This window comes from Wolbachia endosymbiont of Atemnus politus (assembly GCF_013309895.1).
Map to the genome: position 1 here is coordinate 1 of NZ_JAAXCS010000032.1, position 12,725 is coordinate 12,725.

The 12,725-nt window shown below is 34.9% G+C and carries 13 protein-coding genes, 1 other RNA gene and 4 pseudogenes; 7 read left to right on the forward strand and 11 right to left on the reverse strand.

From position 1 onward, the window contains the following. Nucleotides 1-275: 275 nt before the first annotated feature. The 4 genes and pseudogenes from ftsZ to HET73_RS03160 all read left to right on the forward strand — a co-directional run bounded on the left by ftsZ (nt 276) and on the right by HET73_RS03160 (nt 3,190). The gene (ftsZ, locus tag HET73_RS03145; RefSeq protein WP_174132908.1) at nt 276-1,466 is read left to right on the forward strand and encodes a cell division protein FtsZ; all 1,191 of its coding nucleotides are present in this window, start codon (nt 276-278) and stop codon (nt 1,464-1,466) included. Next, nucleotides 1,466-1,878: pseudogene (locus HET73_RS03150) on the forward strand (EVE domain-containing protein). Before ftsZ ends, HET73_RS03150 begins: the two are co-directional and overlap by 1 nt. Further along, complete coding sequence (ybeY, locus tag HET73_RS03155; protein ID WP_174132909.1) at nt 1,856-2,320, forward strand: rRNA maturation RNase YbeY; 465 nt, start codon at nt 1,856-1,858, stop codon at nt 2,318-2,320. Before HET73_RS03150 ends, ybeY begins: the two are co-directional and overlap by 23 nt. A gap of 81 nt (nt 2,321-2,401) precedes the next feature. Continuing rightward, complete coding sequence (locus tag HET73_RS03160; RefSeq protein WP_174134004.1) at nt 2,402-3,190, forward strand: succinate dehydrogenase iron-sulfur subunit; 789 nt, start codon at nt 2,402-2,404, stop codon at nt 3,188-3,190. Between the two features lie 3 nt (nt 3,191-3,193). Here HET73_RS03160 and HET73_RS03165 read toward each other — a convergent pair whose 3' ends face one another. From HET73_RS03165 to HET73_RS03180, 4 genes are read right to left on the reverse strand one after another with little or no spacing between them, the layout of a single operon-like run. Next, nucleotides 3,194-4,330 carry a PAS domain-containing protein gene (locus tag HET73_RS03165; protein ID WP_174134005.1) on the reverse strand — a complete coding sequence of 379 codons (1,137 nt, stop codon included), beginning with the start codon at nt 4,328-4,330 and terminating at the stop codon, nt 3,194-3,196. Between the two features lie 56 nt (nt 4,331-4,386). Continuing rightward, the gene (locus HET73_RS03170; RefSeq protein ID WP_174133047.1) at nt 4,387-5,166 is read right to left on the reverse strand and encodes a GNAT family N-acetyltransferase; all 780 of its coding nucleotides are present in this window, start codon (nt 5,164-5,166) and stop codon (nt 4,387-4,389) included. Beyond that, nucleotides 5,156-5,638, reverse strand: a complete 483-nt coding sequence (locus HET73_RS03175; protein ID WP_174133048.1) for a phosphatidylglycerophosphatase A — start codon at nt 5,636-5,638, stop codon at nt 5,156-5,158. Before HET73_RS03175 ends, HET73_RS03170 begins: the two co-directional genes overlap by 11 nt. Before the next feature lie 19 nt (nt 5,639-5,657). Beyond that, the gene (locus HET73_RS03180) at nt 5,658-6,641 is read right to left on the reverse strand and encodes an NAD(P)H-dependent glycerol-3-phosphate dehydrogenase (protein ID WP_174133049.1); all 984 of its coding nucleotides are present in this window, start codon (nt 6,639-6,641) and stop codon (nt 5,658-5,660) included. Between the two features lie 318 nt (nt 6,642-6,959). Here HET73_RS03180 and HET73_RS03185 point away from each other — a divergent pair. Next, nucleotides 6,960-7,726 (forward strand): annotated as a pseudogene (locus HET73_RS03185) (response regulator transcription factor); the annotation flags it as partial. Between the two features lie 48 nt (nt 7,727-7,774). On the opposite strand, the gene rnpB reads toward HET73_RS03185, so the two are convergent. Next, an RNA gene (gene rnpB / locus HET73_RS03190) (RNase P RNA component class A) lies at nt 7,775-8,065 on the reverse strand. Nucleotides 8,066-8,124: 59 nt separating this feature from the next. Further along, on the reverse strand, nt 8,125-8,430 hold the full coding sequence (locus tag HET73_RS03195; RefSeq protein WP_174134006.1) for a hypothetical protein: 306 nt from the start codon (nt 8,428-8,430) through the stop codon (nt 8,125-8,127). 94 nt (nt 8,431-8,524) lie between these two features. On the opposite strand from HET73_RS03195, the gene HET73_RS03200 reads away from it, so the two are divergent. After that, on the forward strand, nt 8,525-8,707 hold the full coding sequence (locus HET73_RS03200; protein WP_174134007.1) for a hypothetical protein: 183 nt from the start codon (nt 8,525-8,527) through the stop codon (nt 8,705-8,707). 165 nt (nt 8,708-8,872) lie between these two features. Here the strand turns inward: HET73_RS03200 and HET73_RS03205 are convergent, their stop codons facing one another. From HET73_RS03205 to HET73_RS07970, 3 genes are all read right to left on the reverse strand, one after another. Next, nucleotides 8,873-9,286 (reverse strand): hypothetical protein, encoded by a 414-nt coding sequence (locus HET73_RS03205; protein ID WP_174134008.1) that lies wholly within the window; start codon nt 9,284-9,286, stop codon nt 8,873-8,875. A gap of 2 nt (nt 9,287-9,288) precedes the next feature. Further along, complete coding sequence (locus tag HET73_RS03210; protein WP_174134009.1) at nt 9,289-9,522, reverse strand: hypothetical protein; 234 nt, start codon at nt 9,520-9,522, stop codon at nt 9,289-9,291. Nucleotides 9,523-9,939: 417 nt separating this feature from the next. Then, complete coding sequence (locus HET73_RS07970; RefSeq protein ID WP_246209897.1) at nt 9,940-10,098, reverse strand: hypothetical protein; 159 nt, start codon at nt 10,096-10,098, stop codon at nt 9,940-9,942. A gap of 450 nt (nt 10,099-10,548) precedes the next feature. On the opposite strand from HET73_RS07970, the pseudogene HET73_RS09815 reads away from it, so the two are divergent. Next, nucleotides 10,549-11,137: pseudogene (locus HET73_RS09815) on the forward strand (transposase family protein). On the opposite strand, the gene rnc reads toward HET73_RS09815, so the two are convergent. Then, entirely contained in the window at nt 11,130-11,840 is a 711-nt protein-coding gene (gene rnc / locus HET73_RS03225) for a ribonuclease III (RefSeq protein ID WP_174134010.1), read from the reverse strand. The pseudogene HET73_RS09815 and the gene rnc overlap by 8 nt on opposite strands. A gap of 74 nt (nt 11,841-11,914) precedes the next feature. Next, a pseudogene (locus tag HET73_RS03230) lies at nt 11,915-12,187 on the reverse strand (quinone-dependent dihydroorotate dehydrogenase); the annotation flags it as partial. Between the last annotated feature and the right edge of the window lie 538 nt (nt 12,188-12,725).

Genomic DNA, 12,725 nt, shown 5'->3' on the forward strand with positions numbered 1-12,725 from the left:
GTATCACAAAGGAAAGAAAAAGCACCTTCTGTTGCATAATTAATAGCAACTTCCAATAAAGGGACAGATTTCTGTCCCTTTATTATAAACATTTTCTATTTCTTGAGTTGCTCCAGTAACGCTATCTAGATATCTATTGATTGATGGCGCTTATAATGTTAAGAATAAGTAAACCTTATTTACTGTTTATGTCTATAGGAGTGAAAAGTGTTTGCATATTGCTAAAAAAGCAGTAACTTATTATCAAGTGAATTCGCTAAGTTTGAGTAATTTAAATGTCTATTGACCTTAGTCTGCCAGAATTACCTGTGTTACACCCAAGGATTACCGTTATAGGTGTTGGCGGTGCTGGTGGGAATGCTGTGAACAACATGATTCAATCCAATTTGCAGGGAGTAAATTTTGTTGTAGCAAATACTGATGCTCAAGCGCTAGAGAAGTCATTATGTGATAAAAAAATTCAGCTAGGTATTAACTTAACTAAGGGGCTTGGTGCTGGTGCTTTGCCTGATGTCGGCAAGGGCGCAGCAGAAGAATCAATTGAAGAAATTATGGAGCATATAAAAGATAGTCATATGCTCTTCATCACGGCAGGAATGGGTGGTGGTACTGGTACAGGTGCAGCACCAGTAATTGCAAAAGCAGCGAGAGAAGCAAGAGCCGCAGTTAAAGATAAAGTGTCAAAAGAAAAAAAGATATTGACTGTTGGGGTTGTAACCAAGCCATTTGGCTTTGAAGGCGTGCGTCGTATGCGCATTGCGGAACTCGGACTCGAAGAGCTGCAAAAATACGTAGATACACTCATTGTTATTCCAAACCAGAATTTATTTAGAATTGCAAATGAAAAAACTACATTCTCTGATGCATTTAAGCTCGCTGATAATGTTTTGCATATTGGTATCAGAGGGGTGACTGACTTGATGGTCATGCCAGGACTCATTAATCTTGATTTTGCTGATATAGAAACAGTAATGAGCGAAATGGGTAAAGCGATGATTGGTACTGGAGAGGCAGAAGGAGAAGATAGAGCAATCAGTGCTGCAGAAGCTGCAATATCTAATCCATTGCTCGATAACGTGTCAATGAAAGGTGCGCAAGGGATATTGATTAACATTACCGGTGGCGGAGACATGACTCTATTTGAAGTTGATGCTGCAGCAAATAGAGTGCGTGAAGAAGTGGATGAAAATGCAAATATAATATTTGGTGCTACCTTTGATCAAGCGATGGAGGGCAAAGTTAGGGTTTCTGTTCTTGCAACTGGTATTGATAGTAGCGTTATCCGTGATGACAGACCAGAAACTTCGTCTGTGAATCAAAGCGAGATTTCAGAGGAAGAAAAGTTCAAGTGGTCTTACAGCCAAACTCCAGTACCAGAAACAAAGCCAGCTGAGCAGGTAAGTGAAGGGGTAAAGTGGAATAGCAATATCTATGATATACCAGCCTACTTAAGAAGAAAAAAATAATGCAATTTTGGCTATTTAAGTCAGAACCAAGTGAATATTCATGGCAAAAAATGGAAAAGGAGAAAATAGTTGAGTGGGATGGTGTATGCAACTATCAAGCTCAAAGTTATATGAAAGCTATGGAATTAGGCGATTTTGTGTTTTTTTATCATACAGGTAAAGAAAAGGCGGTATTTGGAATAGTTGAAGTCTTTAAAGAATATTATCATGCTAACGATTCCAAGTTTGGGTTGGTAGATGTGAAATTCTTCAAGTCTTTAAGTAATCAAGTGGCGTTGAGTGATATAAAAAAAATCCACTTTTAAAAAATATTGCCATGTTAAAACAACCACGTCTATCAGTTTCTCCAGTCTCAGAAGACGAATGGAATGAAATAATAAGGATGAGTGATGTTAGAAGTAAATGTTCTTGATGAAAGATGGCATAGCATTACAGAGGATCCAGAGGGCCTTGTATTAAACATTATAAGCGCTTCTCTGCAAAAATTAAAGATAGACCACTATGAACCAAGTATATCAGTGGTTCTGGCTAATGATAATTTACTACATCAACTTAATTTAAAATTTAGAAAAATGGATAAACCAACTAACGTATTATCATTTCAGTGTGAGCAACTATCTAACAAGTGCGATTTAGGAGACATAGCGATTTCAATAGACACAATACGAAAAGAGTCGGATGAGTATCATATACCTATCATAGCTCACATTGCACATATGTTAGTGCATGGGTTGCTCCATTTGCTTGGCTATGATCACCAAAAAGAAGATGAGGAAATTATAATGAAGAACTTAGAAGGTAAGATTTTAGCTTCGCTTGGCTATAATTATGTACACAATTTAAAAGGAATTTAACAAAGATATAGTAGATGATAACAAAATATGTTATCTACAAAATAAAGGGTTTTTTAGCTATAAACGATAAAGGGTAAGCGTATGGTTCAGTTTTCTCTGCCAAAGAATTCTAAAATTAATGAAAAGGGCAAAGTTTATCCTGCTCCTGCTAGGGCAAAAAATATTAGAAGATTTCAAATTTACCGCTGGTCTGCTGACGACGAGAAAAATCCTAGAATAGATACATTTTTCATTGATATGGATAATTGTGGTCCTATGGTACTCGATGCATTGATAAAGATAAAGGATGAAATAGATTCGACCTTAACTTTCAGACGTTCTTGCAGGGAAGGAATATGTGGATCTTGTGCTATAAATATTGATGGAACCAATACTCTTGCATGCACTAAATCTATACACGATATAAAAAGTGATATAAAAGTATATCCATTGCCTCATATGTATGTAATAAAAGACCTAGTTTCAGACTTGAGTCAATTCTATGAGCAATACAAGTCAATTAACCCTTGGTTACAAGCAGATAAGCCTGACTTACCAAGCCAAGAGTATTCACAATCTCCTGAGGATAGAAAAAAACTGGATGGCCTTTCTGATTGTATATTATGTGCCTGCTGTTCGACTGGTTGCCCAAGCTATTGGTGGAACAGTGATAAATTTTTAGGACCAGCAATACTGCTACAGGCTTACAGATGGATCGCTGATAGCCGTGATGACAAGACAGGTGAAAGACTTGATGCCTTAAATGATCCATTCAAGTTGTATCGTTGCCATACAATAATGAATTGTACAAAAACCTGCCCTAAAGGGCTTAATCCAGCGAGAGTAATAGCAAAAATAAAGCAGCTTATGGTAGAGAGGGGGGGAGTTTAAATACTATCTCTTGCACTCCTCGTATGAAAAGAGTAACCCTTCTGAAGCATAGGGTATTATTAATATTCTAAACACTTTTCCATTTGTGAAGTGGATTGTACTATTATATGGTCCAAGTAATTTTTTGAACAACTCATGCCTTTGGCTACTGATGGTTTGAAAATCCTCTTTTTCTAAAAGCTTTTTAGATTCGAATAGGTAAAGCATAACCTCGTGATAAGTTGGATAAGATGCCAAAAATTTTGTATCAAATTGAAAGGTTTTTATAAATGCATTATTATAAAACTTCAGTTTTTGGTTTTTACTATATATTGCGATAGCAATTGGTAACTCCTCAAAAAAACTTTGCTGTGCAGCGAAATAACTATCTAATCCGGCACGTAACTTCTCTGCATCGCTAACATCTTTTCCATATATTACCGTGCCATCAGAATTTCGTATTGGAATTTTTATAAAATCAAAAACCTTGCGTTCATTCCTGTAAGTTACCACATGTTTTCCTGATTTTGCGTTGTGTGCACTACCAGCAACAGCTAATCTCTGAGAGCCATTTATATATTTATCATAAAACAAGTTATAAAACTTTACTTTTTTATTTTCATTATATTTTAGTATTGGAAACGGCAAAGAGTTGAAAATATTCCTATAGTTCTCTACTTTTCGTTTAAGCTTATTATTTTCTAACTCAAGTTCGTTAGCTTTTATCTCATATTCTGAGATGTTTCTTATCCATAATAGTACACCAATCACTTCGTTAGAGTTATCTATTATGCTTCTGCCATAACATATGCAGTAAACCTCACCATCTTTTGACTTTAAGTCCAGAGTAAAAGATTTATTTATTCTCTTTGCCTCAGTAAAATTTTTAATTAAGCTTTCTGACTGCTCAAAGAAATTTACAAACTCATTAAATGAGTAAAAAACGGTGTTGAGCAATATTAGTAGGTTGGGAGAAAACTTTTCTATACGTTTTTTTGCATCCCAAATATAAAATCCATCATCTACAGTATCGATTAAATTATTTATTATGATATTTTGATGTTGTAGGCTCTTAATTTTATTATCCACTTTCAATTTAGAGTAAGAGAGAAAGAATAATATTAAAATTAATAATAAAACTACTTCATACAAAAAAAACATAATACTTTTAAAACAGACATAAAAATTTGTAACTGCTCAGTAAGGGTATGTATAAGTTACGCTGAAGAAGTATACAAGTAAAGATTGCCTAATATCTGAAAGCCCAATCTTTTATAAAGGTTGACAGAAGGTTTCATACAATGTGCTACTACATATTTGCATTTAAGCTGCTGGATTATCTTGATTCTTTCTAAAACCATTTGGGTACCTATTCCACGATTTCTATGAGTTGGTAAAACTCCGTCACTATAGAAACCGGCCACGCTGTTTTGAATGTAAAAGCCACATGTTCCAACAATTTCGTTGTTTAGTGTTACGAGAAAAAACCTTAATCCTGAGTTTTTATCATCATAATTTGATAACCCACGGAAAAATGTACTGACAATCCCAACGTTATGATGAAAAATTCTAGAGGTACATAAATCTAACTGTTCCAAGAGATTGCTACTATTTACAGCATTCAGCTTCAAGCCTGGAACAGCGTCAGCAGGTGAAAAGTAATTTTTCATGTTAAGTAAAACTTTTTTTGGTGTACTAACGTGTTTTACCTCACACTTTTCTAAAACGCTTCTTGTCTTCGTATGCGAGTTCATTACCCATGTTGCTTCTATGTTCCTTGTTTTAAGATAGTCTAGAGTTTTTTGCACGGAAAGTTCAGTACATTGATCTTCACAGAATACAAAATTGAATAATGACTCCCTGGTCTCATTTATTGTGAATGTAATGCTATCAAATTCATTGTGTACTTCCCACTGAGATAAATTTGCTGCGTACAGTATATAATCCTTTAGATTTTGGATAACCAAACTCGAATAATAAATTTTCTTATCCTGCATACACAGATAATGAACAATAAAGGGCCCCTATAAGAATACAAGCTAAAATTGCAGCTATAACATCATCTAGCATAACGCCTAGAGGACCTTTGATATTTTTGTCAATCAAATTTATAGGCCACGTTTTTATTATATCAAAGAACCTAAAAGAAAAAAAGCATAACAGCAATAAAGGGCAATTCGTTTCTTGGTTTAGCAGTACCGAAATTAAAAATATTGTCAGTAATTGGCCAACTACTTCATCAATCACTACCTCTTTTGGGTCGTGTGAAGTCTGGTAATGTTTTATGTAGTTACCTATGGACCATAATCCAATTAAGAATAAAAAAAGAATAGTTACTGCACCTAAAATTCTGTTACTTAGTATTATAGGAACAATTGGATAAGAAGCTAAACTGCCCACAGTACCTGGCATTTTTTTTACTGTGCCAGACAGCCACCATGTTGATGTCAATTTATGTAAAAATTTCACAATACACCAAAGTATAAGACTAACTTACAAGAACAGAAATAGTATCTTCTATAGAGGCATTTTCATACAATAACCTGTAAACCGCTTCACATACGGACATTTTTATCTTTAGCTTTTTTGCTAAATAGAATGCAGATTGAGAAGTACTAAAACCTTCAACCACTGACTTACCTTCTAATAAAATCTGTTGAATATCAAAGCTATTATTACTACTACCTATTTTGAACCCAAAGGACAGATTTCTTGAATTCAAAGATGTGCATGTCATGATTAGATCACCCAAACATGCTGGCCCAAGTAACGTATCTATGTTTATATTACTGTTGTCGATTTTTGCTAAATACAAAGCCTTCATTTCATTCATACTCTTTGTTATCAGTGCTGCGTGGGCATTACATCCGAGTTTTTTACCTAAAACAATTCCGCACGCTATAGCAAAAACGTTCTTCAATGCTGCACAAATCTGTACCCCTATAACATCATTACTGAAGTATAATTTAATGTTTTCTTGCTGTAGTTCTGACATTAGTTTTGAACCTAGTGTGTCATTTTGACATGTGAGAACCATTGAATAGGGCAATTTTTTTGCAACTTCCATAGCAAAACTAGGACCTGAAAAAATAGCAACAGGGTTGTTGGGTAAAACTTCACTTACTATTTCACAGGGCAGTTTTAATGTAGACCTTTCTATTCCTTTACAGGCTAAAATTATTGCTACCTCCTTTTCTAGATTGCAATTACGCAACTGCTCACACACCTCTCGGAGAGACTGGGTGGGAATAGCAAGGATTGTTGTTGAAGCATTAATTGTTTCTTCAATTGCCAATTTTACTGACACATTGTCAGAAATTCGGCAACCAGGTAGTTTGTCACTTTCTCTTTTCCTGTTAATTGATTCAAATGTAGTTTCGTTGCGAGTCCACAAAATCACATCTTTCTTACTACCTAATGAAATTGCAATCGCTGTACCCCATGCACCAGCACCTAAAATTGATATTGTCACACAATGTTCCTAAAAGTATTATTTATACTTTAGAATGGTAGGATAAGTAAATTAAAATATAATAATATATAAAATAGTTAAATATTTATTAACCTAAGTATTTTTTTAGTGATAATAGCTTTAGTTCAATATTTACTAAAAATAATGTTATTCTTATGATATATAGTATATCTATTATGTTTTAGATCTATTTATATAATTTTGGAATGGTATGTCCATTATTAGTAGTTTTGACCATTTGTTAATAAAAGTTTGATTTGTTACTTTCCTTGGTTATATATATTACTAAAATTATAAATTACTTACGGGGTGTAAAATATGCGTATATTACTAATTGAAGATGATCCAGTAACTGCAAAGGCTCTATCGGACGCTTTAAAAGCTGACGGGCACTTTTGTAATGGTATAAGTTCTGGGGAAGATTATAGCAATAGTCTGGTTTCCTCAAATGGGGATCACTATGACCTAGTTATTCTAGACATACACTTACCCGGTGATATTGATGGATATGATATATTGTTAAGATTAAGAAGTGCAAAAATTAAAGTTCCTGTTCTGATACTTTCATGTATATGCTACTCACCAAAAAGTTAAAGGGCTTGGATACGGTGCTGATGATTACTAAACTAAACCATTTCATAAAAATGAACTACTTGCTCGAATAAAGGCAATAGTACGTCGTACTAAAGGCCATCCTGAATCAGTGATAAAGATTGGGAATATAAATATCAATTTTTGATCATAGAGTTGTTGAAGTTAAAGGCAAGACTGTTCACCTGACTAATAAAGAATATTCTATGATAGAGTTACTAGCGTTACGTAAAGGAACAGTACTAACAAAAGAAATGTTTTTAAATCATCTCTATAATGGCTTAGATGAACCTTCAGATAACAAAATAGTTGATGTCTTTATGTGCAAATTACGTAAAAAACTTGAAAGTGCAAATGATGGACAAAGTCACATAGAAACTGGCTGGGGCAGAGGATATGTCCTAAAAGAATATCTTGATGATGAAGAATATCCTAATGTTAACGTAGGAGAAAATAGTGGTAGCTGTTCAATAGAACAAGTGAAGTACAGTGCATGGGACACTTATACATTTAAATATAGCCGTTGTCTATATTTAAATGAGTGTCTAGGTGAAATATAAGCCGAAGTTCTGTTTGTGTAGCTATTTATCTGGAGTAAGTGTTACCACTTACTGCATGCGATTTACCCGAGTCTCAACTACCAATGTTGCCATTGTTATGGTGTGCTCTTTCCACACCTTTTCACCCTTACCTAAAAAATTTTAGGCAGTAATTTTCTGTAGCCCTATAACTAGAGTTACCTCCGGCGGGTATTACCCGTCACTATTTTTCCTTGGAGCCCGGACTTTCCTCTGCTGTGTTTACCACACAATAGCAGCTACTTATTTCACCCAGAAGTTGTATTTTAGAACGAAAATCATAAAAGTAAAATAATTTCCTTGTTAGATCATAACTAGAGGTGATATTCTGGTACATCGTTGCTATTCCAAGACAAGCCACTCCTAGACTCTGAACTCCTAATGCTTTCAGGTGATGGACTGCTTGTTCTGCTGCTACCACTTTCTACTAGTACTCTGTTCAGCACTATTTTAGGACTGTTTGTTCTGCTGTTACTGACAAGAAGCTCTTCACAGTTATTTGAACTTGATTCCAAATCAGTTAATTTTAACACAGGAGCAGCATTATAATAACTGTGGTACTTCTTAATGCATCTGTACGCTATAAATCCTATGATTCCAACAACACCCATTACTCCCAATAATTATCCTGAAATTATTTATGTCTTGTTAGGTGCACATGCTATAACAAGTTGGTAAGGTTGAGGAGAAGGGGTAATTTGAGGAGGTAAAGTTGTGGTAAACACAGTGGTAGTTGACTTTTTTATTTTAGTACTTGGTATAGTAAATACTGTTTGTATGGGTTTTTCTGAGTTAGTAATCAGCAAATCAGTTGACGTTGTAGTAGCCACAGTCGCTTTTGAAGTAACGGTTGTTTCAGCTACTGTTGAGGGTTGCACCGATGTGAATGTTGTTTGAGTTGCTGAATCTGTTGAAGGTTGAGTAGTACTTCTATTTGTAGAAATTGATGTGGTAGTTAGTGCTTCTGTTATCAATTTAATAGTCTTCAAAGTATCAGTTTTGGTGTGCCGGTAATTGCAGTAGTTGGCATTTTTTTAGAAGTCACAACTGTTTTCGTAGTAGTTACAGGGGCTGCAATATTACTGGAAATAATATAAAAATAATGCTAGGCGTCAATCGACCGTTAATGATATTAACAAAATCACTGAGAGTTTTAATGCTGTTTGCCGGTATTATCGTTACCTTATGAGGTTTTTTGGAACTTTTATGATTAAAAATTATGATATTTTCCTCACTTATTGCAGTTATCAAACTGTCTTGACCATTGTCTTTAACGTACAATTGCTTTATAGAATCTTCAAACTCACAAACAGTAAAATTCAATTTTGGTCCGTTCTTAACAAGACTTGTTAAATGTAGTTTTGGTTTATTAGATGATGGGTCTTCTGCAAGAAAAGCAACCAGATCATCGCCTTTGACTCGTTTCACATGCTCTAGACAGTTTACTTCGTCTGGATTAGAAGCAATAGATGCCATATTTATTTGGCATTTTTCCTACTAAGTAGACATTTGTCTACTTCTTTTCCATCTTTCAGCTTCTGAACTACGTCAGCCATATCAAATTTAAAAATTTGTGTTTTTTTTACCTCTTGATACTTAATAATTCTTTTTCTCATTTGTGCATAAAGCATTGTATTGCTATCTAATGCCAATTGTTCCGGATTATCAAATTTGAATAATTTTCTTTCTATGATGCCTGTTTTTCCAGGCAATGCTTTAAACTTTCCATCTCCATTTGACTCTAAGTACCAAGAAACTAAAGTTTGATCCTTTAAATTATGGACGATTACAATTACATCAATATTGTCAACTTTTACCGCTCTTGGTTGAAAGTAACAATTTTCTTCATTTGCGGGATTGCTATTATTAGCATTTTTTTGTTATTTAATCTTATCTAAATGTTTAACTAAAGGAACTTTGCTTGACTGCTTGATTTCGTAAGCGCTGAACATTAGGCCTTTAATATATTTTTTCCCTTCCTCGTTGATTCCTTCTTCAGGAAAGATTATTCCAACTTTGTCTACTTCTGCTGAATCTTCTATTAATGTGAGAGATAGTTGGTCTTTAAATACATTCGCTACGTTGACACGCGTACGTTTTTGACTGATATAGTAGGCTAATAAGTAATTTTACTTACCTGGTTCCCCATTGCCATTATCTTGATAGCTGAGTCCATAATTAACTCCATTTCCCTCAATGAACGCCATGTTTGTTGGGTTGAAACCTATCGCTTCTTTAATTTCTAGCGTATTTGAGTTAACTTCGAGCAACTTGTTTAATATAAACATAATTTTATTTAAAATTTTAATAAGATGTCATTATAACTATTTTTACATATTAAAGTCAATATAAATATCTTAACTAAGATTAAAAAATTAGTTTTTTTAATACTCTAACGCTGATGAACTAGGACAGAAACTAAACATATTGCATTGGCAGCACGTGAAAACGAAGAAATTCCTTGACAACTCCCATTAATATCATTACCATGCAACTAAGGGTATTTCTGACTCAAAACTTGTTTTTGACCTGCAGGATCAACGACAAAAATTCAGTAAAAAACTTAAGGCATTTATTGGCGGATTATATAAATTATTGGGGTTGCACGTCTTTTAAATTTTTCACATGCAGCCAATAAACTAAGCGTCACCACATTATTACAGCGCCAAATTACATTAGACTTCTTGCATGACGAAAGAAATAAGTAGTAAAATACCAAAAGCAATATTAGTGAAGGCATGAAATTTGAACAAATAACTAAATTTGATGAAGAGGAATTTAGAAGAATAACAGGAGTAAAAAGAAAAACATTTGAAAAAATAACAGAAGTTTTAATAGAGGAAAAAAGAGGCTAAAAAAGCAAGAGGAGGAAAACCAAGCAAACAATGCATGATGGCACTAGAATATTTGCGTCGTGCATATAGCACAAAGCTATATCGGTTGGATTGAAGCATACAATAAAGCTACAATTCGTTATCGCAAAAGAAACTTTGCAAACGGTAAACGACACGACTTTAGCGTTTTTAAAGAGTCAAAAGTTTGCATGTTATTGACCACTAAAGCTTTAGATGATGCTGGTTATAGAGGTTTTCAGAAAATTCACTAAAATGTCGAATTGCCACACAGAAGGATGAAAAAAGTCCCTTAATTAAGGAAAAAAATGTAGAAAACCGAGAGCTAGCGAGCAAAAGAGTAGTAGTTAAGAATGTTATTAGTCTGTTAAAAAGATTCAAAGTTATTGCAGACAGATATCGCAATCGGAGAAAACGTTTTGGCTTGAGATTCAATTTAATAGCAGGAATTCACAACTTTGAACTGTCTATATGAGTTTCAAAAAAGGTCTAATGTTGTTAATTTTGTCTAGCATTAACTCAGCGGCCTTTTGTTCAACAGCTTTTTTGCTCGAAGCACATGCAGAATCTTCTCCATAATTTTCTATGCAAACTGATATAATAAATTCGGGGTTGTGTGCTGGTCCAGTTTGTTTTGCAAGCCCATACTCTGGTAAGGATAGTTTATTTTTCTGCGTCCATTCTTGTAACGAGGTTTTAGGGTCTTGAGGAGGGTTGAGCATATCTTTAGCTAGTTTCTCCCAATGTTGGGTAACAAATCTTTCGACGTTTTTAAATCCACCATCAATATAAATCGCACCTATCAGTGCTTCAAGTGCGTTTTCTAGGTTTTTTAGGTTACATCTTCCTCCATTACAGCGCTCACTATTATTCATGATGATAAAATCACCCAACTTTATCTCTTTAGCAACATTAGCAATAGTGCAGCCACAAATTAAATCCATTTTTCTTTTCGCCAACGCGTCTTCTCTTTCCTCAGGAAATAGTTTAAACAGTATAGCAGACACATACATATTTAAAATGCTATCACCCAAAAATTCTAGCCTTTCGTAATTTTCAATTTGATTCTTGCTGTTCCTTTTATTTAAGCTTGGATGAGTTAATGCCTCTTCTAGTAAAGCACCGTTTTTAAATCTATAGTTAATGATTTTAGATATAGCGTCGTTCAAGCTTTTCATACTTAAAAGTAAGTATTTCCCACTATATATTTATATCAAAAAATTAATTTTATTCTATTGAAATAGAACAGCTTCTAAAGTTTACAATCACAACCCACTGCCTCACTGATATTATTAAGTCCATCTCTTCTTATTAGCTCTGCAAGCTCCAAGTTGATTTTATTCACAACTTGAGGCCCCTGGTATATGAGGGCAGTGTACAGTTGTACTAAAGATGCTCCTGCTTTTATTTTTTTATATGCATCAGCACCACTTGAAATTCCTCCACATCCTATCAGTAACATTTTACCTTTAGTAAGTTTATACATGTCACTCAGTAACTCAGTTGAATGTTTAAATAATGGCCTGCGTATGCAAATGTATGTGCATGAGAAAACAGCTGATGAGATCGCTGGCTTAGCCGGCGGAAAAATAATAATGAATACTAATAACGAATTGTTAAGACTCCTGGCCAGCTGATTTTCCGTTGAAAACCGTTTTCGAGTGATTGCCTTCTTCCTGCCAAGGAGGTAGTCCTTCAGATGATGGCAGGTTGGTGGCAGCAAGGGCATGCGGCCGTAAAACTTGAAGCCAGACAAATATGAATGTGGAACTTCAGATCCAGGCACGCCCAGGTGCTGGTCTTGGAGGACAACATGGGGCAGCGGTCGCGAGAGCACATCATCCCCATTCCGACCCACTTGGAGTCCTCCCCCACCTTCCTCAAATGATGATGACCATCAGCTTACGGAGTTGGGACTGTTTTAAAAAAAGGAATAACACCCAAGCCGAAACAAGAGCTCCTGCAAGTGGTGGATGACTCCAAACAGACGGCCATGAGAGACTCTGGGCCTTCCACGTCATCCCTTCTCCCGAATTTCTCTTCGCAAGTGGTGCCGGTCTCCA

Bases quoted from the DNA above. Each gene is read 5' to 3' on its own strand.
- HET73_RS03165 (WP_174134005.1), bottom strand. From the start codon at position 4,330: ATGTTTTTTTTGTATGAAGTAGTTTTATTATTAATTTTAATATTATTC.
- rnc (WP_174134010.1), bottom strand. From the start codon at position 11,840: ATGAAAAGCTTGAACGACGCTATATCTAAAATCATTAACTATAGATTT.
- HET73_RS07970 (WP_246209897.1), bottom strand. From the start codon at position 10,098: ATGTTTATATTAAACAAGTTGCTCGAAGTTAACTCAAATACGCTAGAA.
- ftsZ (WP_174132908.1), top strand. From the start codon at position 276: ATGTCTATTGACCTTAGTCTGCCAGAATTACCTGTGTTACACCCAAGG.
- HET73_RS03170 (WP_174133047.1), bottom strand. From the start codon at position 5,166: ATGCAGGATAAGAAAATTTATTATTCGAGTTTGGTTATCCAAAATCTA.
- ybeY (WP_174132909.1), top strand. From the start codon at position 1,856: ATGTTAGAAGTAAATGTTCTTGATGAAAGATGGCATAGCATTACAGAG.
- HET73_RS03205 (WP_174134008.1), bottom strand. From the start codon at position 9,286: ATGGCATCTATTGCTTCTAATCCAGACGAAGTAAACTGTCTAGAGCAT.
- HET73_RS03160 (WP_174134004.1), top strand. From the start codon at position 2,402: ATGGTTCAGTTTTCTCTGCCAAAGAATTCTAAAATTAATGAAAAGGGC.